This window comes from Rhizobium sp. SRDI969 (assembly GCF_025152725.1).
Classification (GTDB): Bacteria; Pseudomonadota; Alphaproteobacteria; order Rhizobiales; family Rhizobiaceae; genus Rhizobium; species Rhizobium leguminosarum_I.
This window is the reverse complement of record NZ_CP104035.1, coordinates 4,012,578-4,038,238: the sequence shown is the minus strand read 5'-3', so window position 1 is coordinate 4,038,238 and position 25,661 is coordinate 4,012,578. Positions and strand designations below refer to the sequence as shown.

Genomic DNA, 25,661 nt, shown 5'->3' with positions numbered 1-25,661 from the left:
CTCACGGATGCGGCGTCGGCCGAGGCGGCAGCGATTTGACATAGCGTGCAATCGCATCACGATCGCCTTGCGGGAGCTGTGCAGTGTTGATGACCACATCCGCCATTGACGAGCCAACCCGGCCATGGTCCGGCGTCTCACCGGTGCTAAGCATGAGGGCGATCTGCGCCTCAGACCAGTGGCCTATCCGGCGCGGAGTGATGTTCGGCACAAAGCCGGTGCCCTCGGGGTCCGAGCCTCCGGCAAAGCGTGTCGACGGCTTGATGGCGCCAAGCACGTTCCGGGTCGAATGACAGTCGGCGCAGTGGCCGAGCGTTTCGACCAGATAAGCGCCGCGATCAGCGGCGTTGCCCCCGACCGTCGCCCCCGACTTACCCTCGCGGAAGAACAGCAGCTTCCAAAACGCAAGGAGACGGCGAAATTTGAGCGGCAGAGCCAGATCGTGTGGTGGCGGCCGTCCGGCTACCGGCGGCAACGTCTGCAGGTAGGCGTAAAGGTCTCTCACATCGTCGAGCGACATGCCGGTATAGCTTGGATAGGGGAATGCCGGATAGTAGTGCTCGCCACGGGGAGAAACGCCGGCGATCAATGCATTGGCGAGATCGGCGACCGACCACGCTCCGATTCCGTCCGTTGGATCCGGCGAGATGTTCGGCGGCCTGAATATTCCGAACGGTGAGGCGAGAGCCAGACCGCCACCTAATTTTAATCGGTCGGGCTGGCCCGGGGTCGCGTGGCAAGACGTGCAGTCGGCGGCCAAAAAAACCAATTTTCCTTTCGTTGCGTCGCCAGCCGTTAATGCGGCGGTCTTTGAATCGAAGTGCGGATCAGCATCGGTGATGTAGCGAAAGAGAAAAACCAAGGCGAAAGCGCAAGCCAGAACCCCGGCTATTAGCCCAATTGGTAGGGGCGACAACAAGCTACGCAAGCGATGCGCTACGCCGCGAAGACAGTCATCGACAGTAGACAAACTGCTCACAATGTTCTTTCCGCCAGCTCACAGTTCACGGCGTGCCCGGCAAATCGGTCGTAGTTTCGGATATCTCCTGTTGCTGTTCGCCAGCGATCATCATCTCGCGAAGCGGCGGGCGGGATATGTTTGCCTCGATCGCCTCATGACCAGGCGTCTCGGGAAGAGCATCGCGAAAGTTCTTGGCGTAGTCTCTCGGCATCTTAGGCGGCATCATCGGCTCGTATTGGTCGACGAAGGCTTGGACGATGACAGGCCCGGCAACTGAGAAAGCTTCAGTCAAAGCCGGTTCGATCTGATCGAACTCCCGGATCGTGAAGCCGCGGCCTCCCATTGCTTCTGCGGCGAGGGCGAAATCGATCGGTGCCAACTCGCAGGCGAATTGCGGATTTCCAAGAAACATCATCTGTTCCCAGGCAATCTGATTGAGCATGCCGTTGCAAATCACCAGCAATTTCAGCGGGAGAGCGAGACGGACGGCCGTCGAGAACTCTCCGAGCTGCATACCGAACCCGCCATCGCCGACGACCGCGTAAATCGGTCGTTTCGGATCGGCAACGCCAGCGGCGATCGTGTAAGGCAGGCCCGAGGCCATCGAGGCGAGCGCGCCCGAGACGGCGAACCGGTTCCCCGTGCCGAGATCAATATGGCGGGCCGCGAGTTCGGTGTTCTGTCCGGAATCGGCTACGAGGACACCGTCAGGTGCAATGCGATTGCCGAAGGCGCGGACCACCGCCTGCGCCTTCAAGGGCGCACTTCGCTCCGTCTCCATCATTTCCATCTTTCGGCGCCAGCCGGACATTGCTGTTTGCGCCTGTTCCAGAAACGAGCGATCCGTCTTCCTCCTCAGCCTGACATTGAGGAGCCGCAGCGTTTCCCTCGCGTCGCCCACTAGGCCAGCATCGATAGGGAAGCGCAGACCCATCCGCTGGGGGTCACTGTCGACCTGCACGCCACGGGCGGCTTCGGGTCGCGGATAATATTCGATATAGGGAAAGGAGGAGCCGACGATCAGCACAGAGTCGCATTGCTCCATGACCTCTTGCGACGGTCCAGTGCCAAGAATTCCGATTCCGCCGGTCGTCAATGGATCGTCGTCGGCGAGAGCCGTTTTGCCGAGCAAGGCTTTGGCGACCGGCGCGGCGAGCAGGTCGGCAGTCTCGCGCAATTCTTCCTGGGCGCCGACGGCGCCCCGGCCAGCGAGGATGGCAACCTTGCGGGCGCTATTCAATATCTCGGCGGCATGATCGAGCTCGCTATCGTCGGGCACTTGGCGGCCGCGGAAAAAGCGGTTCGGCACGTGTTTTGGCCGGTTGCGTTTCGAGCGCGATTTCGAGTCCATCTCCTGGATGTCGTTGGCGATGGAGAGATGCGCAACACTGCGGCGCGAAAGCGCAGAACGACAGGCAAGGCTGGCGACATTTTCCATATGCGAGGCATCACTGACATGCGCATTGTAGATAGCGACATTGTCGAAAACGCGGGTCAGGTCGACGTCCTGCTGGGTGAAGGTCTCGATCAGGTCGTGAAACTGCGTTCCGGTGATCGCAAGCACCGGCATCTGGTCGAGCTTGGCATCGTAGAGACCCGTCAGCAGATGCGTGCCTCCCGGTCCAGACGTCGCAAGGCAAACGCCGAGATTTCCGGTGAACTTGGCGTAGGCGCTCGCCATGAAGGCGGCCGATTCCTCATGCCGGACCTGGATGAAGCGGATCTGATCTTGGCGCTTGCGCAACGCCTCCATGACCCCGTTGATCCCGTCTCCAGGAAGGCCGAAGATGACCTTCACGTCCCACTCGATCAGCGTGTCTATCAATATATCGGCGGCATTGGGCATCGAACTCGTCCTCTGCTTGTCAAAGACCGCAAACCTTTGTCGCAATGAAAGGTTCCGAGCTTGCGTCCTTGGGCCAGCACCCAAATATGCCAGGCAGATCCGCCACGGATGCAGTCACGTTCTGTGCGCCAGCCCGTAGACGAGGATCATGGTGTAAAGCAGGAAGGCGATGGCGGCCACGGTCGCGATCAAGATGACCGCAATCCGCCCACCTGAAAGGCTATTTCGCTGTTGTTCAGCGCTGGTACGGGTTGCCTGAATGGGATCGTTTTCGGGCCTGTCCATCAGGGCTTCACTTCCGTCGAAATCTTTACAGGCTCGTCATTTCTGCCGCTTGCGTTAAACGAGATTATTGAGCCGCAAACGATCAAAAGCCCGACTAACGTGATGGCGCCGATGTAGATGATCAAAGCCCGACCGTCCGATTGCTGGTTCATCTGCCTCTCCCTTGGTTCGCCAAACCAAAGAACAACGGCAATGTTCCCGCCAGATGGCCCTATCGCGTCTTTTTGCTTTCCCTGCAGCCATCGACTACAATCGACGTCGGCCCTTGACGTATGCAGCGCATGACTTCCGTCAGCAATGTCGCCGGCTCGCACGGTTTTTCCAACCACACGCCTTCGGAAAATGATAAGGCATCCGGGTGCATCTTCCGCTGAGCACCGGTGTAAACGATGAATGGGATATTGCGGTCGCGCAAAGATCTGGCAATCGCTCCAGCGACCCCGTCCGTCAATTCGATGTCCATCACCACGAGATCGGGATCGTTCGCTGTCAGCCACTCTTCGGCTGCTCGACAAGACGACACTGTCTCTATCCGATCGAAGCCGGCGCCATGAAGGATGTCTTCCACGTCCATCGCGATGAAAATCTCATCCTCCATCAGAAGGATGGACGTCGTCCCTGCAACGTTCATGGCCAAACTCCTAAAATACAGGGTGATACAATAAACCTTTCCGGCCAAAATGCAGGGATCGTGCGCTATCGCACCGTCATCTCACCTGAGCATCTGTTGCGGCATGTCGGTTATCAAATATCAGTACCATCGCGATCCTTCATCGTTTCGATCTTCTGAGAGGCTTAATCAGTCGCTCATATTCCTCCTCAGATTTTCCATAGGTGTCGGAAGCTCCGCTCCAGCGCGAGACGATCTCTGCCTCTTGCCCGCGTCATGTTGAGGCACGCTATCGCCTGGAACTTTCCCTCGTGAGATCGGTTCGGCACCGTGCCGCGAGAGACCGCGGGGCCGAAATCGAACGGAGGTTTCAATGACAACCGCAACTACGACGACCGATCATTCGGCAATTCGCAAATGGGTGGAAGCGCGCAAGGGACAACCCTCCCGTGTCAAAGGCGCCAAGCAAGGTGGCATACTGCGGATTGACTTCGGAGAGCCGGAAGAGAACCTGGAAAAGATCTCCTGGGACGAATTCTTCGCCATTTTCGATGAAAACGAGCTGGCCTTTCTTTATCAGGACAAGACCGAGGATGGGACAAGCCGGTTCAACAAATTCGTCAGTCGAAAATGATTGGCTGACATCGTCGAATAGGCCGTGCTGCCATCTCTATGTTCGCCAGGAGCTAAGGCGCGCCGGTGACGCGCCAGATCGTATCGCCGACGTCGTCGGCGATTAACAGCGCCCCGGCCTTGTCGACGGCAAGTCCGACCGGCCGGCCGTGTGTTTCGTCCTCGCCTCGCAGGAAGCCGGTGACGACATCCTCCGGTTTGCCGCTCGGACGCCCCTCCTTGAAGGGCACATAGACTACCTTGTAGCCGTTGAATTGATAACGGTTCCAGCTTCCATGTTCGCCGATGAACGCTCCGCCTTGATATTGCGCCGGCAGATTTTGGGCGGTGTAAAACACCATGCCGAGAGGCGCGACATGGGAGCTCAGCGCGTAGTCGGGAATGATCGCCTTGGCGACAAGGTCAGGCCGTTGCGGCTCGACCCGCGGGTCGACATTCTGGCCGAAATAGCTGTAGGGCCATCCGTAAAAGCCGCCATCCTTGACCGACGTCATGTAGTCCGGAACCAGATTGGGGCCGAGTTCATCACGTTCGTTGACCACGGTCCAAAGAGCATGGGTCTGTGGTTCCCAGCTCAATCCGTTGGGATTGCGCAAGCCGTCTGCAAAAATGCGGTGGCGTCCCGTCTGTCTGTCGACCTCCCAGATCGACGCACGATCCTTCTCCGCCTCCAAGCCATTCTCTGTGATATTGCTGTTCGAACCGACGCCGACATAGAGCAACCTGCCGTCCTCACTGGCAACGAGGCTCTTCGTCCAGTGGTGGTCGATCGGTCCACCAGGAAGTTCCGTCAGTACCGTGCCCGGCGCGCTGATCTTGGTTTCACCCGATTGATAGGGATAACGGATGATCGCGTCGGTCGCCGCAACATAGAGATCGTTGTCGACAAGCGCCACGCCGAATGGCGAGTTGAGATGATCGAGAAAAGTCTCCTTGACCTCGGCCACGCCATCACCGTCGGCATCGCGAAGCAAAGTGATGCGGTTGCTCCCTTCGGTGCTCGCTTTGCCGCCTGACGTTGCCATTGCCTCGATCCACCCCATGACAAGGTCCTTCGGGCGCTTGATGGCCGCCTCCGGCGGCGCGACCGATTCGATTGCGAGAATGTCGCCATTCGGCAGCAGGTAGACGGCGCGAGGATGTTTCAGTCCTGTGGCGAAAGCCTTGATCTGAAGACCCTTCGGAACCACTGGCGTCTCGCTTTCCTTCCACCCGACGACCGAGGCGATATGCATCGGCGGGAGGAGATATTGCGATTGTGCGGGCAGTTTCGGATTGGCACCGATTTCGCTGCTGGGATCGGCTTCATTCTCGCTGCAGGCTGTCAGGCCGAGGCTGCAACCGCAAAGCAGCGAGAAGGCCAGGACACGGAGATTGCGGGAGAGAAAAGATCGGCTCATCATGCAGCGTCCTCAAAAAACTGCCGCTGTACCATCCGCCCAAGAACCGCATTGATGACAATGACGACCACCGTCACCGCCGACAGCGTCAAGCCGGTCGGAACCACGGATGTCCATGCGTCGCGGCTGTGAACGAAGGCGTTGAAGAGCGCGAGTACAAAGACCGCGAGATTGCCGAGCGCGTAGAGCAATCCGATGCCTGCTCTTAACGGCAGCCGCCCAGTCGCGAAATCGGCAATGCCTCCGATTGCGGCGATTCCGCCAAGCAGCAGGCCAGCGGCCAGCAGCCATGACGAAAAGTTCGTCCACATCATCTCCGCGGTCCGCCAATAGGCGATATCCGTGGCCAACGCTCCGACAAAACACGCCGCTGAAAAATGAAGTGGGACAGCGCGAAACGGGTGAGAATAGATGAGTACGCGCGAAGAAGGGGTTGGATAGGTCATGTCTTAGATCCACATGAGGCGCTCAGGTGCAGCTAACCTTCGCCATTGCGAATTGTTCCCGCAAAGGGTGTCGTGGCTCGTGCAACCACGCGGTGGCGCGGGTCCTTGAGAGGTGTAAAGCACGCTTTGCGCTTTGAAGTCCGACATAATCTGATGTTTAATCATTGCGACTGAGAAGAGTCATGCCGAGGGTTCAAATCGCGTTTGGCTCTGCCTTGGTGTGCTACCTGGAGGGCGGATTGTCCGAGGTCCTGATCTCGATGCCGTCTTGGCGCTCCCCAATCCAACGCTGAGACCGACTGCTCCGGCTCACGCTCTCCATCTGAAAATAACCCTCGTCGCCTGGCCACTTCCACCGGAAAGGGGCTGCCGACGAGGGGTAGCCGACGGGCCGTCATTCGAGTGGTTTCGGCCATCGAAACCGTCAGGCCCTCTTGTTCACGGCGAACAGGGTCGCGCAGACTTCGAACCGTCTGTACGGTATGGCACAGTGTATTGCTCAACGATTCTAGATGGTTAGGTTCGCAGCAGCAACGGGCGAAGGACGGCCGCATGTGGACGAAACATGGATGACGAGCAATTGAATTTTAGAAATGAGCTGTTGCGGGCTTTGGGCCCACAAGAGCGCGATCTGATCGTGCCTCATCTGGAGCCAATCACTCTCGATGTCCCCTTGATGCTTGAGATGGAGAATACGCCGGTCGGCGACATCTATATCCCCGAGTCTGGGCTTGCATCGATCGTGGCAAGATTTCCAGGCGGGCGCGATATCGAAGTGGGCATCGTCGGCCGGGAGGGAATGACAGGTGCCGCCGTGATGCTCGGCGGTGATCAATCCGCCAACCGGACATTCATGCAGATCTCAGGCCATGGCTTCAAATTGCCGGCACCCATCCTTTCCGCGGCCATGGAAGAAAGCCGCGCCTTGCGCAGCCTGCTTCTCGCCTATGTCCAGACGCTGCTTGCGCAAACGACGTCGACGGTGCTGGCCAATGGTCACGCCAAACTCGAAGAGCGGCTCGCGCGGTGGTTGTTGATGGTCCATGACCGGACGGACGGCATGACGATATCCCTGACGCACGAGTTTCTCGCCGTGATGCTGGGGGTCCGCCGCGCCGGAGTGACGGTTGCGTTGCATCTGCTGGAAGGCAAAGGTCTGATCAGGTCCACCCGAAGGCAGATCGTCATTCTTAACAGGCGCGGATTGATCGAAGAGGCGCATGGCTCCTACGGCGCGGCGGAGGAGGAATATCGACGGCTGATCGGCAGTCCACTTGGGCGCTGAGTGATCTTTTGATCAAGACTGACGTGATCGGCGTTCAGCGGCGGCGCTTGCGGACAGATGCCAGGCGACCCACCGAAAGCAATTTGTTCTGGTCTGCCACTCCATGTCGGTAAAGGCTGATCAGCAAAGCCGCGATCTCCTGCGTCTCAGGCGCTCGCAGAGGCTTTCCCGTCTCGCGACATATGGTGTTCAAAATCGCCTGCAGATGACTGAGGTCAGCTGAATCAAGGGCCATCAAGTGAGCAGACTGAGAATCGAGCATAGTGCCTTTCCTCGAATAAAGGCTTCGAATTATGCAGCCATCATCATGAGGTCCGCACACATCAAGCGCAACGCTGCGTACGCAAGCGCACGGATCTAGTGATAATAACCCGAACCGGGTCCGAACAATGCGGCGACGATCGCGTTGATATCGCCAGGGCGATCGCTGAGGACAAAGCCGGCTGAGAGCGCTTCGGAACGATGCCCTTGCGCGAAGACGAAGGGTATTCGCCGCATCTCCAGCCATTCGTTCATTGTCAGCATCGCCTGGTCGGGGATGGTGACGTCGATGATCGCGGCGTCGTATGGCAAGGTTTCATCTGAGCTATGCATCGCGACCACATCGACGCTGCTGATGACGACCACAGCTTGGCGGGCGGCCCATGCCTCTTTGACGCCATCTGAGACAAAGCCCGGGCCTCCGATGATGACGATCGTCTTTCCAGCGACCGGACTGAGCGATTTCATAGCGGACGCCTGCAAAAGTCGGTTGGACCGTGATCATGCCGCCAAATGGCATTTCAGGCCGCTCTGGCAGGGCTGTGGGTATCATATTCAAGCTTGCCGTACCACGTTCATTTAATCCGCCGAACCCGATCGTGCCGCGTTGGTTCCCTGGCCGACGGCAAGGTGAAAGGGATCCGGACTCGTACGGTTCCGCACCAGCGGTTGAAATCGAAAATTTGGAATTTTAGGATCGCCTCATATGCTTGGGAGGAACACGATGACGCAGCACTCTGGAATTACGAAGCCGGCTCTGCAGCCTGGTGATATCGCCATGTTGCAGGCTGTTTTGCAGGGATGGTGTCAAGAGAAGTCATATGGCATTTCCAGTCCGGCGGCGCAGCATGTCGCGAGGGAACTTGTATCTTGGTTCGAGTGCGGCATTCGAGACCAGCGCAAACTCAGTGGCCTGATGCGATATATGCATATGGATTTCGACAGCGTATCGACCTCGACGAAAGCACCGCATTGCGAAACGCTGCGTCCTGCCGTCAATATTGGCTTAACCAGTGTGCTATGATGGACAGACTTCTCTATTTCAAGGCGATCGCCGCGGATCCGGCCGCGCTCGATGCCGTCGATCGGCAGATTGTCGTGGGGCAGATCGTTGATGAACTTCAAGAAATCTGCGATGGCGACGCTGCAGGCGGCGGTGCCGGCCGATACCCGGCGCTCATTCGTCTGCTTCAGACGATCCGCGCTTCGATGCTATCGATCGCCAGAGCCGACGACGAGTGTTGGCAGAGGATCGTTGATGAGCTCCTACAACTTCGCGCGACAATGGTCGATTTGAAGGGCGGCCAGAGCAGCAGGATTTCCCATTGAGGCGCCTAAAATAGTCGTGGACAGGACCCTCTTGATCGTCCTCCGCTATCTTCGAACCGAGACAGCAGGGCGAAATATTTCTAAGGAACTGACTAGAAATTTATGGCATTGATTCCTCAGCGATGGGGCGGGCGATGCCACGATTTTATTTCAACATCGTTTCCGGCACAGGGACGATCGCCGACTTCGAAGGTACCGAGCTAGCGACGCTCGAGGACGCCAAGCATGAGGCTGTACGCGACGCCAGAGCGCTGATGAGCCAAGCGGTGCTTTCTGGGAAAGATATCTCAGCCAGGGAAATCCAGGTTTGTAACGAAGAGGGCGCTGTTCTATTGATCGTCCCTTTCACGGAAACGATCAGACCTTTCGAGTAACCGATCGCCGGACCGGCAGGCCAATCAGGCGTTCATATTCCCGCTCCGGTATGCCGTAACTGCCCGCGGCGATTTCTTCCAATTTTGCCCGATCGATGATCCTGACATTTCCGCGGGTGGCCCTGATCGCCTTTATCCCTTCGATAATATGCAGCTCGTTGGTGACCCCCGATCGGCGTACGCCAAGCATAAGCGACAGGAATTCATGGGTGAGGGGCAGATCGTTTCCGACCAGACGATCATGGCACATCAGCAACCAGCGAGCGAGCCGCTCATGCATATTGTAGCGCCCGTTGGCGAGAGCCGATTGAGACAGCTGTATGTCGCAGCAATGCACGTAATTGAGGAGCAGGTCGTTGACCGCCGGAAATTCGGCCGACACCCGCTTGAGGGTTTTGACGGCGACCAGCAGGCCGGAGCCGGCGACTTGAAGGAAGGTGCGGTTGGGTGTTGTATCGGTCTTCAGCACCACATGGGCCCCCACCATGCCCTCGTATCCGACGTGCCCGACCTCGACAGCTTCGTCTTCGGCGCTGGTCGCCACCATCGACGCCAGACCCTCCTCGATGAAACAGACATGCTCATTCGGCTGATCGGATTCGACCAAGACATGCCTGGTCGGCAGGTGGACCGTTTCGGCATCTGCAGTGAGCAGGTCGAAGGCATCGACGGGCAGAGCCTTCAGCAGCAAGTTGCGAACGCTTCGCTGATCGAGTCCGGACATGCACGTCTCCTTCGGGAGGGAGCCCGCGCTCATACCAGCAGCCGTCGCGATCGTGGCAATGATCAGCTTATGCGTCAAAAAGGCTGGTATGGCCATATTCGGGAGGGGCTTTGTGCGGTTTTGACAATTCCGCTACGAGGCGCCAGAACCGATTCATCGCCCGGGACAATTGTTATGGATTGCGAGGCAAGCGGATCAAAAATCGCGCACTCGGCCGTTGATCTTCGATCTTGGCTTTCAACCGCTGCACGAGACCGCGTACCACCCTCATTCCCAGGCTTTTGACGTCGGTTTGAAAAGAGGAAAATTCCGGCGGCAGGCCTTTTCCGCCATCGGCGATTTCAAGGAATTTGGTCGTCGGTACTATGCGCCCTGACGATAACCGTGCCGGGGGACATCAGGGTAGGCGTGTTTGAAGGCGTTCGTCACCAACCCGTTGATGAGAAGGGCGATCTCTATTGCGCGACCGGCATCGACGGCGCATGGCTCCATCTCGACGGATACTGTGTGCTGGGAGGCAGACTGCTGCAGGCATTGGCAGAGGTTCGACAGGAAGTCCGCCAAATCCACCGTCTCGTATGCGGCTGGCGCCGGCTTACATTCGCACCTCCTACGGCGATTTCGCTGCAAGTCGTTTGCGTACAAAGATAGGAACGACCAGCACCGCGACGCGGAAAGCGATAGATGGCCCGCCCACATTCGGGGCCGATGGACAAACGACTTGCAATGGGGTCTCTTGCGGCCCATACTTCGATCATCGTTGGCAGAATTCTTGGCGCCGACGGCTGGGAGACGATCCGCTCTTGCCACACAAGAGGGCAAGGCGATGCCTCCTTTCGAAAGCAAAAATCTCTTCCTGCTCCATTTGACGACGCCACAGCTTTTGGTTTTCGAGAGAATTCTCGAGCCGCTCGCTTTGCCGCGCGATTTCGAACTCGCCTCTATAGGGCTGCCGGTCAGCCACTATTATTTCCTGGAAAGCGGCATCGCCTCCATGGTGGCAACTTCGCCCGAAGGCAAGAAAGCCGAGATCGGCCTGGTCGGCAGAGACGGCGTATCGCCGCCGGCCCTGACGATGGAGGCGGAGGCATTTTCGTTTGACGTAATGATGCAGGTCGGCGGCGCGGGACGTCGCGTGGAAGCGCGCGCTCTGGCAGGGTTTCTGTTTGATCAGCCCGTCGTTCGGCAACTGCTAGCACGCTTTCTTCAAGGCTTCTTCGCACAGGTCGCCCACACTGCGCTTTCCAATGCCGTTCACAAGATCGACGTCCGATTGGCGAAGTGGATATTGATGTGCCATGACCGTATGGACGGCGAGGAGATCGAGCTGACGCATGAATATATGGCGACCATGCTCGGAGTGCGCCGCTCCAGCGTCACCGAAGCGCTGCACATCCTCGAAGGCGAGCACTTCATCTATTCTCACCGGGGGCTTGTTATCGTTCGCAATCGCACATCCTTGGAAGCGTTCGCAGCTGACGCCTACGATGTTCCGGGAGTATCAGGCCGCAGTTGGCCGGATTCCGGCCATCGCTCATTGGCTGCGGTTCAGTAGTTCATTGATATAAGATGTGGGCGCTATTGCAGCGTCAACCGGTCGGGCCGATCCTTCCATTCCTTGTATGGCAACAGCATCTGGCCGGGAAACCGCCTTTCGATCGCGTTCTCCGTCAGAACGATTTTTGCGAAGATCTCATCGGTCGGCGAAGCTCGATTCAATGCTTCACTCCGCTTCTCCAGATCAGCCATCAGTTCGAAAAGCTCGTCGTCCGTCATTGCCTCGAGAGCCAAGGCGAACTCACGCTCCGAGACAGCCGCAAAATTCATCACCATGCACCTCCTGCCGACGGCGCGTTTCTGGGCCTTAGCCAGAAAGCACTGATCGGCAATTGTTTGGGCGTCACTTTCCCGGCAGGTCCTTCTCGGTCGTCGCAGCACCTGGAAGCCTTTGCTGCGACTGCTCCCTGTCCGAGCCGCGCACCGGAGCCGCCGGCGCCCGGGCAATATAGACGCCCGCTCCTAGCGCGCCGATCGCAACGATGAACGCACCGGCTATGGCGAAGACAGACCGTCGCCCGTCCTGCTTGATCATTCCGAAAGCAAGGGCAATTCCGAGAAGCGCTGCTCCTCCTGCCACCGCAAACAGCCAGAGATAATTCATCAGCATAGGCTCCCAATGTCCGGCCGCCTAACCCGAAGGGGAAAGAAAGGTTCCTGAAGCATTTCCGTTCTCTCCAAGTCACGGAAATGCTCCATCGCAGCTTCGGCGCAATCTTATTTGTTAAGCTCCTCCGCCATCTGCAGATGGTGTTCAAGCGCAGGCCTCGTGCTTGCCGCCCAAGCTTTCAGCTCCGCATTGTCGCCGCCTTCGCCATAGCGCTTGAAGAGGTCGACCGCATCTTCGTGCGCGGATTCCTGATCGGAATGATATTGCTTGATGAAATCACTACCTTGAAGGCCCTTCAGCTTGTCGAGCATTTTCTGCTGGGCGCTGGTCATGGCGGCTGGCAGCTGCGCCTTAACCTTGCCGCCGGAAATCAGCGCCTTGAGCTCGCTGCTCGTTTTCTCATGGTCCGTCACCATCTGCTGGGCAAAGGTCTTGGTTGCCGCATCGCCACGCTCGAGTGCCAGCTTGCTGGATTCGATCTCGAACATGTCGCTGGTGGCGGCCTCCTTCACGAAGTCCGCCGTCTTCGGTGCAACGCCGATCAGCGAGTTGACTCCGGTCTTTTCCGCGGCTGATTGGGCCATAACGGGTCCAGCAAGCGAAACCGCGATGGAGGCGATGATGATTTTCTTCATGGTCTGGTCTCCTGGTTGGTGGCATCAGAACTTCAAAAGCGCCAAACTGTTCCCGGCCCGCTCAGCAATTGTCACGGCGCCCGCTGGCCTTATCAGGGGGCGGCTGCACAAAGAGACCACGATGGCGCGGCGCTGCCTCGGCGAAACGCTCCGGCCATGCGCCGAAGCCTAACGAGGCAATCTCGCCGCGACTGGGTACCGTCCGGCTGAGAGCCCTCCGTCTGGCCGGGTGATGGCTTGAGCGATCCTGAACAGGAAGGCCGCGGCAAAGGGCAGTGATGCGGGAATCCACATCAACAGACCTGCGAGTTGCTGATCTTCAAGCGGCGACAGGCCATAGGCCGGCGCCGCCAGGAAGTGCGGACTGAACAGAGGATGGGATGCAAAGGTCAGGTACGCACCGAGCGCTGTCATCTGCAGAAGGGTTGCGGCGCAGACCACAAGTGCGCCGCCTGAAGGCCGTCGAGCATCGAGGATTTCCTTCCACAGCCACGCCGCCGACAGGAAAAGCGGGATTTCCATGATCCAATAGGGAATGCTCCCAGAGAGAGCCCAGGCGTAGGGCAGGGGCAAATGCCATAGCCAGAGCATCGTCGTGTGAAAGACGAATATGAAGATCGACGGCACTCGATCCAGGAGCATCGCGTGGCTGAAGAGAAAGCGCCACGTAAGCGGCGCAACGAGCGAGATCAACACGATATGATGAACTGCCCTTGCCGAGAACAACGCTGAACTGAGCGCACAAAGCGGGGAAACGAAGGCGACGGTGAAAAGAGCGATGGCGGTAAGCCACTGCCCGACGCGCTTGTCCCGACGCGCCGGCAACCAAGTCAACGCAGTCGCAATGCCTATCGCAAGCAGCAGATAGGGATCGAAATTCCAATCCCACATCAGCAACTGAGGTGCCGGCGCGCTGCCGCAATACGGATCAAGATTGAAGGTCATTTCATGCCCGCCATTGTCGATTCGGCCGCTAAACAAGCCTAACGCGGATTTGTTCCCGCCAAATGGGTCCGTCTCGCTTTCTGATGGAACAACTCCCGCGGATCACGGTTTGGCTGTCTTGAATTTTCAGACCGAGGGATGAAGGCCGAATGGGCAAGGCGGCGCGTTGGTTTTGCGGTTCCGATCGAAAGGCAGGCGAAGACATGAAAGCACTTACCTGGCATGGCAAACATGACATCCGATGCGAGAGCGTTCCCGATCCTCAAATCGAGGAAGGGCGCGACGCTATCATCAGGGTGACAGCCTGCGCGATCTGCGGGTCGGATCTCCATCTGTTCAACGGTGTGATGCCGGATATGCATAGCGGCGACATCATGGGCCACGAGACCATGGGCGAGGTCGTCGAAGTCGGCAATGACAATAAAAAGCTCAAGGTCGGTGACCGTGTCGTGGTGCCTTTCACCATCTCCTGCGGCGAATGCTTCTTCTGCCAGCGCGGCTTTTATTCGGGATGTGAACGCAGCAACCCCGATCCGTCGAAGGTCAAGAAGATGTGGGGGAACTCACCCGCGGGTCTGTTCGGCTACACGCATCTTCTTGGCGGCTTCAGTGGAGGTCAGGCGGAGTTCCTGCGCGTGCCTTATGCGGACGTCGGACCGATAAAGGTGCCGGACGGACTGACAGATGAGCAGGTGCTCTTTCTCTCCGACATCTTTCCGACGGGCTACATGGCGGCTGACTTCTGCAATATCCAGCCGGGGGACACGATTGCGATCTGGGGCTGCGGCCCTGTCGGACAGATGGCGATCAAGTCGGCCTTCATCCTCGGCGCCGAACGCGTTATCGCAATCGATACCGTGCCGGAGCGGCTTGCTCTTGCCGAAGCGTCGGGAGCAACCACTCTCGATTTCATGGACGAAGACATCTACGACAAGCTCATAGAGCTGACCAACGGGCGCGGCGCCGACGCGTGCATCGACGCGGTTGGCACCGAAGCCGATCCGTCGGCGAGCTGGGACTCAAGGCTTGACCGCATCAAGGTCGCTACGTTCATGGGAACCGATCGCCCCCACGTTCTTCGCCAGGCAATCCATTGCTGCCGCAACTTCGGCACGGTGTCGATCGTTGGCGTCTATGGCGGGTTCCTCGATAAGATCCCGATGGGTTCGGCGATCAATCGCGGCCTGACGTTCCGAATGGCGCAGACGCCGGTGCAGCACTACCTGCCACTACTCATGGAACGCATCCAAAAGGGCGAAATCGATCCGTCGTTCATTATCACGCATCGTGCGACCCTCGCAGAAGGTCCTGATCTCTACAAGACTTTCCGCGACAAGAAGGACGGCTGCATAAAGGTCGTTCTCAAGCCGTAGGGAAAGCCGCGGACGTCCTGGGATTACCGCCGGCATTGAAGAAAGGCCCGATCGATCATGCAGATGAAATCAAACGACCCTATCGAAGACCGGAATAAGCTGCGCCCACCGGAGATGGAGCTCGAGCCGATCCGGTCCGAAGGTGGAGGTGAAGACCCCGGTGCAGTTGTCGGCAAGCGCGTTAAAGCGCGAGCCGGCCGTCCTTCGGGGAGATCGGCGACGCGCCGCGCCCGGCCGGACAATGAAAGGGTAGAAGGATTGCCCGAAACAGACGCAGCAGACAACCTGGCGACGGCGCCACCCGTGATGAAGCGTGGCTGAGCGTGATCCTCGTCGGCCTGATGGAAACGCAGGCGATCACGATCGCTCCAAACTTTTGGGGGATTAGCCGATCACGCATGGGGCTGGCCCGGATGACACGGAACCTGTTCGTTTTTGGAACTTTAAAAAAAGGCTTTCCTCTTCATGAGCAGGGACTTTTCCGCGCCAGGTTTCTTGGAATTTTCCGGACGCGGGAATGTTATCCGATGCTGATTGCCGGCCCTTGGTTCGCTCCGATGATGTTCAATGAACCGGGCATTGGCTATCGCGTCGTCGGTGAACTTTACGAGCCTGGCGAGGATACGATAGCAAGGTTGGATCGGCTGGAATCGATCGGCATACCCGGCAACCTGCGCGTAGTGCTAGCCGTGGAACCAGTCGCCGGCGGGCCAATATGTTCAGCACTGGCGTACATGAAATCGCGTCGGCTCGCCGAGCCTGTTCACTCGAATTATTTGCGAGTCTATGAGGACAGTCGGTTTATCCCATTCGATCGGAGAGACTGAGACGCCTGCAGCCTGGCGCCGTGTGGTTTCCCCAATGCCCGCTCAGCATTCCACTTATTCCTCGGCGTCGGAATAGGTCTTATATTGCAGCTTCTGGAGCGACGCATCGAGCTTCAGGATGAACCCTGTCGGCGGGTAATCAAGAGCGACCTCTCCGAAGGCCGCCAGGCTGGAGTTGACGAGGCGCGTACCAAACCCCTTGTTGTTCGGCGCCACCACCGCCGGGCCCCCGGCTTCTTGCCACCTGAAGTCCAGGCGCTTTTCGCCCGCCGCGCCGCGCACGGACCACTCGATTTCAATCGTCCCGGTATCGACCGACAGCGCGCCGTACTTGTTGGCATTGGTGACAAGTTCGTGCAGCACGAGGGAAAATGCAAGAGCCGCCTGAGGCCCCAGTTCAACCGCAGGACCGCGTGCTTCGAAACGTCGTGACGCCTCAAGCCCAAGATTGATCGCGGTCGCCTCGACGATCGTCGCCATGGTCGTGCCCAGCCAGTTTTGCTGAAGCAAAATGTCGTGCGCCTTCGAATAAGCATTGATGCGTGCCGCGATCGACTGCTCCGCATCCTCCATAGAGCTGGCGTTTCGGAAGGACTGGCTGGTGATAGCCTGAACGACGGCCAGCGTATTCTTCATGCGGTGAGAGAGTTCGTGCATCAGGACGCGCTGTCGCTCCTCATTCTCTCGCTGCTCGGTGCGATCTCTCAGAATCTTTACGAAGCCCTCGACTTCCCCGTTGTCCGACGTCAACGCCATCATCTGCCCGGATGCCCAGAACGATGAGCCGTCCTTGCGAACGTGCCAGCGCTCATCATTGCCATGACCTTCCGTTAAAGCGGCAGCCATTTCCCGCTGGAGAATCCCGGCCTGCCGGTCTTCCTCGGTGAAGATCATGGCCGCGGGCTGGCCGATAATCTCGGGCTCATCCCATCCGAGAATCCGGCGCGCGCCCTCGTTCCATGTGGTTATCAGCCCATCCAAGTCCGTGGAGATGATCGCATACTCGATTGCGCTTTGCAGGATGGCTTCGAGAAAGCGCTCCCGTGACCGGCTGGAATTGGAAAAGAGCTTCATGATCATATGTTGCGCCTGATCCTCCGGAGCTGCAAGGCCGATCGACCACATCCCGATTCTATAGCGGAGGCCATCGTGTTGACCAAGATGCGGATGTGGCTCTTCGCCGGGCAGGTGTCGGATGAGTAAATCACGCACTCAAACGAGCGACCTTCTCGGAAACAAAGATACGCGAGCCGCGTTATCAGCCGACGTCTTAGTGAGCGTGAAAGCATGACAGGCCATTCGAGAGAAAAACTGCATGGGGATTTGCCTTCCGCATCTTCAAAAGCAGCCTCCGCCGATCGGAAAGAGCTGGCAGCGATCGCGTTTGAACGCACCAGGATGCCGATGGTCGTCACCGACGCGCGTAAATCCGATCAGCCGATCGTGCTTGCAAACAAGGCATTCCTCGCACTGACAAGTTATGAGGCCCATGAAGTGTTAGGCCGCAACTGTCGTTTCCTGCAGGGCCCTGCGACGTCTCCGATCGCCGTCGCCGAAATTCGTGCCGCCATCGCCGGCGAGCGTGAGGTCAGCGTAGAGATCCTCAATTATAAGAAGAGCGGGGAGCAGTTCTGGAACCGCTTGCATCTAAGTCCCATCCATGGGGATGACGGAAGGATACTGTATTTCTTTGGATCTCAGATCGATATGACGGAATATCGGCGGATCGAGGCACTGGAGGCCTCCGAGCACCGCCTGCTGATGGAAGTCGACCACCGGTCCAAGAATGTCCTGGCAATCGTTGACAGCATTGTCCGTCTGAGCAATGCCGATGACCCGGCCCTTTACGCCGCCGCTATTCAACACCGCGTGCAGGCGCTCGCCCGTGCCCATACCTTGCTTGCTGCACGAAGATGGACAAGCGTTTCTCTTGAGGAACTCATTCGCCAGCAGGTGTCGCCGTTTGCGGCCACCCGCGCTTTTTTTAGCGGACCGGATATCAAAATGGCTGCGCCGGTCGTCCAGCCCCTTGCGCTCGTGCTCCATGAACTCGCTGTCAACGCAGCCCACCACGGTGCGCTTGCCGCTACGCAAGGTAAGCTTTCAATCAGTTGGAAGCCAAGACCGTCCGGGGCAGGCTTTAACATCCGGTGGCAGGAGGTGGGCATCGACACTCCGCCTAGATCAGCCAAACGAGGTTTTGGCACGGTGATTGTCGGCGCAATGGTTGAAAAGCAGCTTAAAGGACGTCTTCAGAAAATCTGGTCGGATGAAGGGCTGCTTATCGACATTGAGATCCCATCGGCAGGCTCGACCTCCGTGTGACGGCGCTTGTCAAATGGAAAGCGATATCAAGAACCCGCCATCGGGATCGAACGCTCCAATGTCCCGCTGCCCGAAGGCGGACCGAGGAAAGCGCTACCTCCTATTGACGCCAGTCATCTAGCACCGCGGCAACCATCGCCTCGGTGCGTCCTCCTGAACGAGATGCTTGGCGTCGGGGATGACTGTGAATAACGCGCCTGGGATGCGCCGCGCGAGTTCCTCGCCGTCCTTCAGCGGTATAAACTCGTCTTCAGCGCCCCCACAGGATGGTCACAGGGCAATGGATCTCACCTCTTCGCTATATTTGCCATCCATTTGGGCTATCTGGCGCCGGAACGCCTTCTGCGCTTCATCGTCAAGCCAGGCGTCGAGATGGAGCCGCATTTCCTCACCATGCAGCGCACGCTTGACCGTCGCACCGATATAGGCGCGCAGCATCGCTCCGTGGACCTAGCCGGCAGCCTGCGAATACCTGTCCGTGCGCCTTCGCGGCCTGTACAAGCGCTGAGCCGTGCGGGCTGATCGCAACTCTGAACACCATGCAGGATATCACCATCGGGGCTTGCTCGAGCGCTCATGACCAAGCATGTCGCTATAGAAAACCCGAACGAGGTCGCGCCAGCCACGGCGCGATCCCCCGCCACACACGCGAGGAAAATGGCGAACCATGCCATCACCACCGCAGGCGGCCTCTCGCCAATGACGGCCCAGGCGATGGCATTCCCGTTCATGGTCCTGACCCAGTGCCGCAATGGCTCCGCTCCTCATTCTCTCGGCCGAATTGAAGGTGGTGGGGTTGCACCCACGCAGGTAGGAGCAAGAACGCGGAAGCCAAGTTTGACAAGCTCGGGTGTGATCTTATCCCAACAGCGCACGTCATCCGGCCAGCCATGAACCAGCACGACTGGCTTTCCTTGCGGATTACCCGCCTCTTCGTAGGCGAGATTGAGATGAGGCGTTTTGATGTATTTCGTCATCAGCATGAAACCAAATATGTCCAACAGGAGTTTCAAATCTCGTCGCGGTGCAGCCGCTGAGCACGTCCGTCCAGATGGAAAGCGACTAGCTTTGCGGGTTCTGAGGCTAACCATCGGAGGCGGTGTTGGCTCCTGCACCTGGCGTTGCATGAAAACATGTTTCGGCTGCTTGTGAACAACAGCCGCCGATCCAGCATGGCGAGCATGACTTTAGACAGCGCTCGATGGTGCATTTCTCTACTGTTCAAACCGTGCTCGAGCGAGGCAAACGATGACAACATCATTCCAAGTGGAATGGTCACATGAAGCCGTTGAAACCCTGAGGGCGCAGGTGCGATTGTATCGTTTACCAGACTGGCCGGATGATGCCGACTGGTCCTACGGCTGTGATCCCCAAATACTGAGCGAACTCTGCGCCTATTGGACCGATCACTTCGATTTTGACACGATGGTCAGCGAACTTAACCGCTTTCCGCAGTTCACCGCTGAGATAGATGGACTCACGCTGCATTTCGTGCACGTTCGGGGCGAGGCTGAGGGCAAGCGCCCGCTGCTCCTGATCCATGGCTGGCCGGGCTCGGCTTATGAATTCTGGCCGGCGGTGGAAGCCTTGGCGTTTCCGTCCCGGGGTGGGGGACGTGCCGAGGATGCGTTCGACCTCATCATTCCGACGCTGCCGGGTTATGGCTTCTCCGCCAAGCCCAAACGGCCGATCAGTCCACAGGACGTCGGTGCATTGTTCGATAAGTTGATGTACGACGTCCTGGGATACGATCGCTATCTCGTCCACGGAACCGATTGGGGTGTGGTGATCGGAACATGGATGGCGCTAGACAAAACCCATTCAGTTCGCGGTCTGCACATTGATTATCTCGGCACCGTCCCCGAAGACGCGCCGCGGGACGACGCCGAGCGGCGGTGGATGCAGCAGTTTGCAGATTACGAGAAGCGGCTCGGAGCATATTCACATCTTCAGTCAACTCGGATGCAATCGCTCGCCTATGCAATGCAGGGCAACCCCGTCGCCCAAGCCGCCTGGATCCTTGAGCGTTTTCATGATTGGGCGGACCTCCGTGAGCGATCGCTCGTGGATGTGTTCGGCCGCAACGGATTGATCACCAGCATCATGCTTTATGTCATGACCAACAAGTTCGCGACATCGACGTGGATCTATACCGCATCGGAGCGAGAGAAGAGCAAGGTGCTGCCGAAGGGCCGCAGGATCGAGGTGCCCAGCGGCTATGCCTCCTGGCCCGACCCGCGGCACCCGGCGCCGCCACGGTCGCTTGTTGAGCGTGCCTTCGATCTCGTCCACTGGAGCGATCAGCCTCGCGGCGGCCATTTCGCAGCCACTGAGGAGCCGAAGGCCTTCGTGGCCGATATCCGCGCCTGGACTCACAATATCAGCATGTGATTAGCTATCCCTTCGTTGGCAACGGCCGCTGAACCAGGGTTGTCGGCAGTCGTGTTCTCGATCTCCAGCTCTGCGATGTGTCGGAAGCACCCGCGCGGCCCTGAACCTTCATTGTTTATCGCAGTGGGTCGGTCTCGCGTCGATTGCGCGCGATGTAGAGGAGGAGGCAATGCCACGTCTGCCAGGGGACCCCCAGCATAACAACTCACCCCGGCAGGAGACCTTTCTGACCGGAAGCTGGGAGACAGCGCCATTGTTGAAACCGTCCCCGACCTCCTGCGCCGTTTCAGTATCCCACCGGAGCAGGCGGCATAACTAATCAAAAAAATGATCATCCGAATTTCCCGGGAACTTCGATGGGACGAAGCGGTTCGGCGAGCGTTTCACTAGGAGATCTGATTATGATCGGAAGGCTTGAAGGCAAGGTTGCAATCGTCACTGGCGCGGGAGCGGGCATCGGCGAAGCGATCGCCCACAAATTCGCGGTCGAAGGCGCAAGACTCGTTCTCGCCGGCCTTCCGGATGATCCTGTCGAAGATGTCGCCTCGGCGATCTCAAGCCGCAATGGTGAAGCGACTGCCTATACAGGCGATCTTTCCGAAGAGTTCCACGCCCGATCCTGCATTGAGCAGGCGGTGCGGCAATATGGGAAACTGGATGTTCTCATCAATAATGCCGGCATGTTCCTCGAAGTCGCGGAATGTCAGGATTATTCCATCGAAAATTTCGATCTCACCATCGCCAACAACATCCGCTCCGTCTTTCTGATGACGAAATACGCGCTTCCTCATCTGGGAAAAGCCGCGGCGTAGTCCTGTCGGCCGGCTCCGAGGCCGGCGAAGTCGGAGAGCCGAATAATGCTCCTTATGGCGGCACAAAGGCTTTCGCCCATGCCTTCATGCGCGGCGTCGCCTTCGAACAGGGAAAATACGGTGTCCGAGCGAACTGCGTCTGCCCCGGACCGATCGATACCGCCTGGACCCATAAGGAAACGGGGCCGATGGATGAGCAGATGGAGGAGATGACGCTCGCCGGCACAGTCCTCGGCCGCCGCTGAACCACTGAAGAGATCGCCAATGTCTATGCGTTTCTCGCTTCCGATGAGGCGAGTTACGTGACCGGTGCGCTCTGGTTTGCCGACGGGGGGGCGACGATCGCCAAAGGCGGACCCGGTCGCCAAGTGCAGGATTTCGTCAAAATGCAACCGAAACCGACACTCGACCTTTCACATAGCCATGACGGCCTCAAGAACAAACAGACGGCAAATCGGCTGCAGTAAGCAGTCTAGCCGCCAATCCATCCGAAGACGGAGAAGGAGATGCGCCGACATCAATCCAAGCAACAGAAAGAAACCGTCGCCCGCGTAATGCATGAGTTCAAACAGGGCGAACTGAAAATCCGCGGCTCAGGACCGAAGGTGAAGAATCCCAAGCAGGCTGTCGCGATAGCCCTTCATGAAGCCGGTGCTACCCGCCAGGAGAGCCCGGCCGAAAACAAGCGGAACCTGCAGCGTACGAAAGCGAAGGAGCGCAAGGGCGAGACGGCGGAGGCCGAGAAGGAAGGCAAGACCGCGCAGCGCCGGACGATGGAAAAGCCGACGGCGCGGCGGACCGCGCCCCAGTCGGAATCGACCAAGGACGAGCTTTATGCCGAGGCGAGAAAGCGCGGCATCGAAGGTCGCTCGAAGATGTCAAAGCGCGAACTGGAGCGCGCGCTCCATTGATGGGCAGACGCCGCGGCGAAGGCTGGCAGGAAGACCGAACCGCCCACCTTTTCGGCCGAAGTGGTGAGAAGCAGAGAGATCGTCCTGCGGGCGCGGTGGCGCAACATCGTCTTTATTTGCGGGTCGATCGGCTTGATCGCCTCGCGCTGTTGCTGCGCTTCACGAAAAGCTGATCTCCTTCAGGCTGCTTCGCGATATCGAGAAATAAAGGCGAAGAATTCCTCGCGTGATGGATAGGACGCCTGAGCGCCTCGTCTGCCGACAGAAAATGAGGCGGCCGCGACACCCAGGCGAGCGGCCTCCAGATGTGAGTGTCCGTCAAGTAGAGCGACGGCGAGAGCGCCCATAAACGCATCGCCCGCTCCGGTCTTGTCGACCATATCGACATCGGGAGCCGCAATGAGCAATACATCGCCATTCTCGCACAGCACGCAACCGCCATTCGAGAGTTTTAGACAGACGGCATTGACGCCGTTCCCCGAGAGTTGCTTTGCCGCCGCAATGGCGTCCTCGGCTGTTTTGATTTCGCGGTTCAACAGAGCTTTCGCCTCGGTTTGATTGGGCGTGATCGTATCGAACCGCTCTAGCTGCGAAAGCTCAATCTCCTCCGGAAAAGTCGGATCAACGAAAATACGCATAGCCCGCCGCTCGGCACTTGCGAAGGCGGCGTCCAGAACGTTTCCTGGAATTTCAACACCTCCCGCTCCAAAACGGAAAGTGTTACCCATGTCTACGGTACAAAACGTCACCTACCTCTCAGGTCGGGCACGGTGTCCAGCTCTCGAGGACGCTTGCCTGTCAACGAGAGTCGCACTTGCTCAACCCAGAAGGGGAAGATCAGCTGCGAGGCTGCAGCAGCGCCAAGGCGACCGTCGATGCGGCTAGGACAGCGGTAACGGTCAAAGGACCGACAGCGCCGTAGTGATCGACGACATAGCCGCCGAAAACCGCGCCGATACTGATGGCGACCTGAAAAGAGACGACCATCAGGCTCCCCGCTGCCTCCAGAGCGTCGGGTGCTCCGCGGGACAGATTGGTCGGCAGCACCACCGGCGCCATGCCGAACGCCAAGCCCCAAAGTGAAACGAAGGCGAACGCAATGCCAATATAGGCACCCCAAAGCACCAAGGCGAGCGCCGCAATCGCCATCAGCGCGGCAGTGACACCAAGCGCCAGGCGGATACTTGCGTCGGCCATTCGGCCACCGGCGACGTTGCCGATCACAGAGGCGATGCCAAACCCAAGCAGCGCTAAGGCAATCCATTCGGTTTGAAGGAGCGTCACTTGTTCGAGGAAGGGTCGCACATAAACCGAGCCAGCAAAATGCCCCGTCATCAGCAAAAGGATGGCAAGCATTCCCAATTGAACGCCACGCCGGCCTGTGAGCCGGAACACGTCGGCAAGCCTGTTACTTGTGCTTGCGGGCAGCGTTGGCAAGCTGAGCGCCTGCAGCACCATGGCAAGTGCGGCAAGTCCGGCAGTCATCGCCATGGCGATGCGCCATCCCAGCCAATCGCTGATCAAAGCGCCCATCGATGGCGCAGCTATGGTGGCGAGCGAGACGCCGAGGGTGACAACAGCCATGCCCCGACCTGTTGCATTGGCGCCAACCAACCGAGCCACGACCGCGACTGAAAGCGCCCAGAAACCGCTAAGCGCGATGCCTAGCCCAGCCCGTCCCAACAACAATAGCCAAAAATCAGTCGCTAGCGCTGCGAGAATATTGGATGCGATCGCCAACGCGCTAAGACCGACCAGCACCGCCTTGCGGTTCAGTGTGCCGATAAGAACATTGCTCAATAGGGCCGTCACGGCGCCGACGGAAGCGGTCGCGGTGACGACCTGTCCGGCTGTTCCCTCGGTAATCCCGAGATCGCGCGCCATTGGGGTCAACAGGCCCGCCGGCAGGAATTCAGCCGATACCAGCGCAAAGCTGGTTGCGGCCATGGAAAGAACGGCAAACCAAGTCGCGGCACTCCAGGCGGCTGGCTCGCCGGTATCAAACTCTATCGCCGCGTCGTCGAGTTCTGATGTCGTGTCTGTCATTGAATTATCTCCACGTCTGGAGATTTGATAGACGAACTTCTTAAGATGATATGTATCTTAAAATCCGAAATTCATGTCCATTCGTCCAGAACTTGTGCGACGCACAATGCCCGGCGACACGCTGGTGATGCGCTTGAAGGCGCGAGCGAAGGATGCCTCGGATTCATAACCTAAACGGGAAGCAACTTCGGCAACTGACATGCCGCTTTGGCCCAGCAACTCGCTGGCAAGCTGCATCCGCAGACGGCCAAGATAACGTGCCGCGCCTTCTCCTAAGATAGCGCTGAAGCGCTCGGCAAAGATCGAGCGCGACTGGCCTGCCACGGCCGCGAGGCTTTCGAGGGTCCAGTTATGGCCGGGGTCCCGGTGCATCGCTGCCAACACACGACCGATGTGGGGGTCGCGGATGGCGGCGAGCCAGCCGGTGGTCGAGGCTCCGCTGCAATTCACCCAGCAGCGGATAAGCCGCGCTGCAAGCAAGTCTGCCATACGCGATAGGACGGTCGCGCTGCCCATCTGGGGCTGTGAAGCCTCCGCCGTCATCGCCGCCAGCAGGGGACCAACGATCGGGTCATTGCCGGCCACATCGCAGCCCTTGATGATTGGCGGCATCAAAGCGATCAAAGGATTAAGCGCATACGCGCTCAAAGCCATAGAACCGCAGAAGAGGGTACTGGTCGCGCCCGTTCCTTCCCGAACCACTTCGCAGACGTTGCTGCCCAGACTTGTTATCTGACAGCTTTTGAGGGAGTCGCCCTCAACATCTGGCGCGCTGGCCAATCGATGCGCGATACCTTGCGGCAGCAGAACGAGATCTCCGTCGTTCAACTCCTGCCACCCTTGAGCTTCGGTATGGATCCAGCACGGACCTTGGCTCACGAAGTGAAAACGAAGCAGCTGTTGTTTCGGAAAGGCGATGCTCCACGGATGTCTGAGTTCGCAGCGCCCATAGTTGACGCCACTCAAGCGAAAGTCTTGTAGTACTTCGCTTAGCGCATCCATGGGGATATTTGGCGGCGACAAAGGTCGAGACGAATGGTCAAGCATTCAGCCAATTTAGGTCTCGACCGTCTGG

At 58.5% G+C, this 25,661-nt stretch carries 32 protein-coding genes and 1 pseudogene; 13 read left to right on the top strand and 20 right to left on the bottom strand.

The features are described 5' to 3' along the window. Position 1: 1 nt before the first annotated feature. The 5 genes from N2A41_RS20005 to N2A41_RS19985 form a co-directional block, all read right to left on the bottom strand. Positions 2 to 862 carry a c-type cytochrome gene (locus N2A41_RS20005; RefSeq protein WP_017967251.1) on the bottom strand — a complete coding sequence of 287 codons (861 nt, stop codon included), beginning with the start codon at positions 860 to 862 and terminating at the stop codon, positions 2 to 4. 142 nt (positions 863 to 1,004) lie between these two features. Beyond that, on the bottom strand, positions 1,005 to 2,807 hold the full coding sequence (locus tag N2A41_RS20000) for a thiamine pyrophosphate-binding protein (RefSeq protein WP_260109539.1): 1,803 nt from the start codon (positions 2,805 to 2,807) through the stop codon (positions 1,005 to 1,007). Between the two features lie 114 nt (positions 2,808 to 2,921). Further along, positions 2,922 to 3,092: a hypothetical protein gene (locus tag N2A41_RS19995; RefSeq protein ID WP_168724663.1), complete on the bottom strand. Its 171-nt coding sequence runs from the start codon at positions 3,090 to 3,092 to the stop codon at positions 2,922 to 2,924. Then, on the bottom strand, positions 3,092 to 3,244 hold the full coding sequence (locus N2A41_RS19990; RefSeq protein ID WP_168724662.1) for a hypothetical protein: 153 nt from the start codon (positions 3,242 to 3,244) through the stop codon (positions 3,092 to 3,094). Before N2A41_RS19990 ends, N2A41_RS19995 begins: the two co-directional genes overlap by 1 nt. 59 nt (positions 3,245 to 3,303) lie before the next feature. Then, a complete protein-coding gene (locus N2A41_RS19985) occupies positions 3,304 to 3,723 on the bottom strand; it encodes a response regulator (protein ID WP_017967255.1) in 420 nt (139 codons plus the stop codon). A 352-nt stretch (positions 3,724 to 4,075) separates the two neighbouring features. Between N2A41_RS19985 and N2A41_RS19980 the strand changes: the two genes are divergently transcribed. Then, complete coding sequence (locus tag N2A41_RS19980) at positions 4,076 to 4,336, top strand: hypothetical protein (RefSeq protein ID WP_017967256.1); 261 nt, start codon at positions 4,076 to 4,078, stop codon at positions 4,334 to 4,336. 52 nt (positions 4,337 to 4,388) lie between these two features. Here the strand turns inward: N2A41_RS19980 and N2A41_RS19975 are convergent, their stop codons facing one another. Both N2A41_RS19975 and N2A41_RS19970 read right to left on the bottom strand, forming a co-directional pair. After that, positions 4,389 to 5,735, bottom strand: a complete 1,347-nt coding sequence (locus tag N2A41_RS19975; RefSeq protein ID WP_260111076.1) for a PQQ-dependent sugar dehydrogenase — start codon at positions 5,733 to 5,735, stop codon at positions 4,389 to 4,391. Further along, positions 5,735 to 6,181, bottom strand: a complete 447-nt coding sequence (locus N2A41_RS19970) for a DUF2231 domain-containing protein (RefSeq protein WP_170258592.1) — start codon at positions 6,179 to 6,181, stop codon at positions 5,735 to 5,737. The genes N2A41_RS19975 and N2A41_RS19970 overlap by 1 nt, the downstream gene beginning before the upstream one ends. A gap of 565 nt (positions 6,182 to 6,746) precedes the next feature. Here N2A41_RS19970 and N2A41_RS19965 point away from each other — a divergent pair. Continuing rightward, a complete protein-coding gene (locus N2A41_RS19965) occupies positions 6,747 to 7,466 on the top strand; it encodes a Crp/Fnr family transcriptional regulator (RefSeq protein WP_162115701.1) in 720 nt (239 codons plus the stop codon). A gap of 34 nt (positions 7,467 to 7,500) precedes the next feature. Here the strand turns inward: N2A41_RS19965 and N2A41_RS19960 are convergent, their stop codons facing one another. Both N2A41_RS19960 and N2A41_RS19955 read right to left on the bottom strand, forming a co-directional pair. Beyond that, entirely contained in the window at positions 7,501 to 7,728 is a 228-nt protein-coding gene (locus tag N2A41_RS19960) for a hypothetical protein (protein ID WP_162115700.1), read from the bottom strand. A 95-nt stretch (positions 7,729 to 7,823) separates the two neighbouring features. After that, the gene (locus N2A41_RS19955) at positions 7,824 to 8,195 is read right to left on the bottom strand and encodes a hypothetical protein (RefSeq protein WP_017967262.1); all 372 of its coding nucleotides are present in this window, start codon (positions 8,193 to 8,195) and stop codon (positions 7,824 to 7,826) included. A gap of 256 nt (positions 8,196 to 8,451) precedes the next feature. Here N2A41_RS19955 and N2A41_RS19950 point away from each other — a divergent pair, with 256 nt between their 5' ends. The 3 genes from N2A41_RS19950 to N2A41_RS33455 all read left to right on the top strand — a co-directional run bounded on the left by N2A41_RS19950 (position 8,452) and on the right by N2A41_RS33455 (position 9,430). Continuing rightward, entirely contained in the window at positions 8,452 to 8,751 is a 300-nt protein-coding gene (locus tag N2A41_RS19950; protein ID WP_162115699.1) for a hypothetical protein, read from the top strand. Beyond that, the gene (locus N2A41_RS19945) at positions 8,748 to 9,056 is read left to right on the top strand and encodes a hypothetical protein (RefSeq protein ID WP_020486205.1); all 309 of its coding nucleotides are present in this window, start codon (positions 8,748 to 8,750) and stop codon (positions 9,054 to 9,056) included. The genes N2A41_RS19950 and N2A41_RS19945 overlap by 4 nt, the downstream gene beginning before the upstream one ends. A 122-nt stretch (positions 9,057 to 9,178) precedes the next feature. Next, positions 9,179 to 9,430, top strand: a complete 252-nt coding sequence (locus N2A41_RS33455) for a DUF6894 family protein (RefSeq protein WP_162115698.1) — start codon at positions 9,179 to 9,181, stop codon at positions 9,428 to 9,430. Here N2A41_RS33455 and N2A41_RS19935 read toward each other — a convergent pair. Further along, positions 9,414 to 10,154 carry a Crp/Fnr family transcriptional regulator gene (locus tag N2A41_RS19935; RefSeq protein ID WP_162115697.1) on the bottom strand — a complete coding sequence of 247 codons (741 nt, stop codon included), beginning with the start codon at positions 10,152 to 10,154 and terminating at the stop codon, positions 9,414 to 9,416. The two genes, N2A41_RS33455 and N2A41_RS19935, sit on opposite strands and share 17 nt — an antisense overlap. Before the next feature lie 412 nt (positions 10,155 to 10,566). Here N2A41_RS19935 and N2A41_RS19930 point away from each other — a divergent pair, with 412 nt between their 5' ends. Further along, entirely contained in the window at positions 10,567 to 11,709 is a 1,143-nt protein-coding gene (locus tag N2A41_RS19930; protein ID WP_260109538.1) for a Crp/Fnr family transcriptional regulator, read from the top strand. 23 nt (positions 11,710 to 11,732) lie between these two features. Here N2A41_RS19930 and N2A41_RS19925 read toward each other — a convergent pair whose 3' ends face one another. The 4 genes from N2A41_RS19925 to N2A41_RS19910 all read right to left on the bottom strand — a co-directional run bounded on the left by N2A41_RS19925 (position 11,733) and on the right by N2A41_RS19910 (position 13,901). Continuing rightward, positions 11,733 to 11,987: a hypothetical protein gene (locus N2A41_RS19925; protein ID WP_017967270.1), complete on the bottom strand. Its 255-nt coding sequence runs from the start codon at positions 11,985 to 11,987 to the stop codon at positions 11,733 to 11,735. 67 nt (positions 11,988 to 12,054) lie between these two features. Beyond that, the gene (locus N2A41_RS19920) at positions 12,055 to 12,315 is read right to left on the bottom strand and encodes a hypothetical protein (protein ID WP_026154469.1); all 261 of its coding nucleotides are present in this window, start codon (positions 12,313 to 12,315) and stop codon (positions 12,055 to 12,057) included. A gap of 113 nt (positions 12,316 to 12,428) precedes the next feature. Continuing rightward, complete coding sequence (locus N2A41_RS19915) at positions 12,429 to 12,956, bottom strand: DUF4142 domain-containing protein (RefSeq protein WP_017967272.1); 528 nt, start codon at positions 12,954 to 12,956, stop codon at positions 12,429 to 12,431. 168 nt (positions 12,957 to 13,124) lie between these two features. Then, positions 13,125 to 13,901, bottom strand: a complete 777-nt coding sequence (locus N2A41_RS19910) for a cytochrome c oxidase assembly protein (protein ID WP_222296010.1) — start codon at positions 13,899 to 13,901, stop codon at positions 13,125 to 13,127. 203 nt (positions 13,902 to 14,104) lie between these two features. Between N2A41_RS19910 and N2A41_RS19905 the strand changes: the two genes are divergently transcribed. After that, positions 14,105 to 15,274, top strand: a complete 1,170-nt coding sequence (locus N2A41_RS19905; protein ID WP_260109537.1) for a zinc-dependent alcohol dehydrogenase — start codon at positions 14,105 to 14,107, stop codon at positions 15,272 to 15,274. A gap of 323 nt (positions 15,275 to 15,597) precedes the next feature. Further along, on the top strand, positions 15,598 to 16,101 hold the full coding sequence (locus tag N2A41_RS19900) for a gamma-glutamylcyclotransferase family protein (RefSeq protein ID WP_260109536.1): 504 nt from the start codon (positions 15,598 to 15,600) through the stop codon (positions 16,099 to 16,101). A gap of 54 nt (positions 16,102 to 16,155) precedes the next feature. On the opposite strand, the gene N2A41_RS19895 is transcribed toward N2A41_RS19900, so the two are convergent. After that, positions 16,156 to 17,181: a sensor histidine kinase gene (locus tag N2A41_RS19895; protein ID WP_170262967.1), complete on the bottom strand. Its 1,026-nt coding sequence runs from the start codon at positions 17,179 to 17,181 to the stop codon at positions 16,156 to 16,158. Positions 17,182 to 17,388: 207 nt separating this feature from the next. Here N2A41_RS19895 and N2A41_RS19890 point away from each other — a divergent pair, with 207 nt between their 5' ends. Next, positions 17,389 to 18,426, top strand: a complete 1,038-nt coding sequence (locus N2A41_RS19890; protein ID WP_162115693.1) for an HWE histidine kinase domain-containing protein — start codon at positions 17,389 to 17,391, stop codon at positions 18,424 to 18,426. Between the two features lie 270 nt (positions 18,427 to 18,696). Here the strand turns inward: N2A41_RS19890 and N2A41_RS19885 are convergent, their stop codons facing one another. Continuing rightward, entirely contained in the window at positions 18,697 to 18,864 is a 168-nt protein-coding gene (locus N2A41_RS19885; RefSeq protein ID WP_260109535.1) for a hypothetical protein, read from the bottom strand. A 326-nt stretch (positions 18,865 to 19,190) separates the two neighbouring features. Then, entirely contained in the window at positions 19,191 to 19,409 is a 219-nt protein-coding gene (locus N2A41_RS19880) for an alpha/beta fold hydrolase (protein ID WP_260109534.1), read from the bottom strand. Between the two features lie 265 nt (positions 19,410 to 19,674). Here N2A41_RS19880 and N2A41_RS19875 point away from each other — a divergent pair, with 265 nt between their 5' ends. The 4 genes and pseudogenes from N2A41_RS19875 to N2A41_RS19855 all read left to right on the top strand — a co-directional run bounded on the left by N2A41_RS19875 (position 19,675) and on the right by N2A41_RS19855 (position 22,540). After that, a complete protein-coding gene (locus N2A41_RS19875) occupies positions 19,675 to 20,817 on the top strand; it encodes an epoxide hydrolase family protein (RefSeq protein ID WP_260109533.1) in 1,143 nt (380 codons plus the stop codon). Between the two features lie 356 nt (positions 20,818 to 21,173). Continuing rightward, positions 21,174 to 21,910, top strand: a pseudogene (locus tag N2A41_RS33450) (SDR family NAD(P)-dependent oxidoreductase); the annotation flags it as partial. 21 nt (positions 21,911 to 21,931) lie between these two features. Continuing rightward, the gene (locus N2A41_RS19860) at positions 21,932 to 22,096 is read left to right on the top strand and encodes a hypothetical protein (protein WP_260111133.1); all 165 of its coding nucleotides are present in this window, start codon (positions 21,932 to 21,934) and stop codon (positions 22,094 to 22,096) included. A gap of 39 nt (positions 22,097 to 22,135) precedes the next feature. Then, positions 22,136 to 22,540: a DUF6496 domain-containing protein gene (locus tag N2A41_RS19855; RefSeq protein ID WP_260109531.1), complete on the top strand. Its 405-nt coding sequence runs from the start codon at positions 22,136 to 22,138 to the stop codon at positions 22,538 to 22,540. A 179-nt stretch (positions 22,541 to 22,719) separates the two neighbouring features. On the opposite strand, the gene N2A41_RS19850 is transcribed toward N2A41_RS19855, so the two are convergent. The 3 genes from N2A41_RS19850 to N2A41_RS19840 form a co-directional block, all read right to left on the bottom strand. Beyond that, positions 22,720 to 23,289, bottom strand: coding sequence for a PfkB family carbohydrate kinase (locus tag N2A41_RS19850; RefSeq protein ID WP_260109530.1), 570 nt, complete (start codon positions 23,287 to 23,289; stop codon positions 22,720 to 22,722). Between the two features lie 88 nt (positions 23,290 to 23,377). After that, positions 23,378 to 24,586 (bottom strand): MFS transporter, encoded by a 1,209-nt coding sequence (locus tag N2A41_RS19845; protein ID WP_260109529.1) that lies wholly within the window; start codon positions 24,584 to 24,586, stop codon positions 23,378 to 23,380. A 57-nt stretch (positions 24,587 to 24,643) separates the two neighbouring features. Then, positions 24,644 to 25,633, bottom strand: coding sequence for an AraC family transcriptional regulator (locus N2A41_RS19840; protein ID WP_260109528.1), 990 nt, complete (start codon positions 25,631 to 25,633; stop codon positions 24,644 to 24,646). Positions 25,634 to 25,661 lie beyond the last annotated feature (28 nt).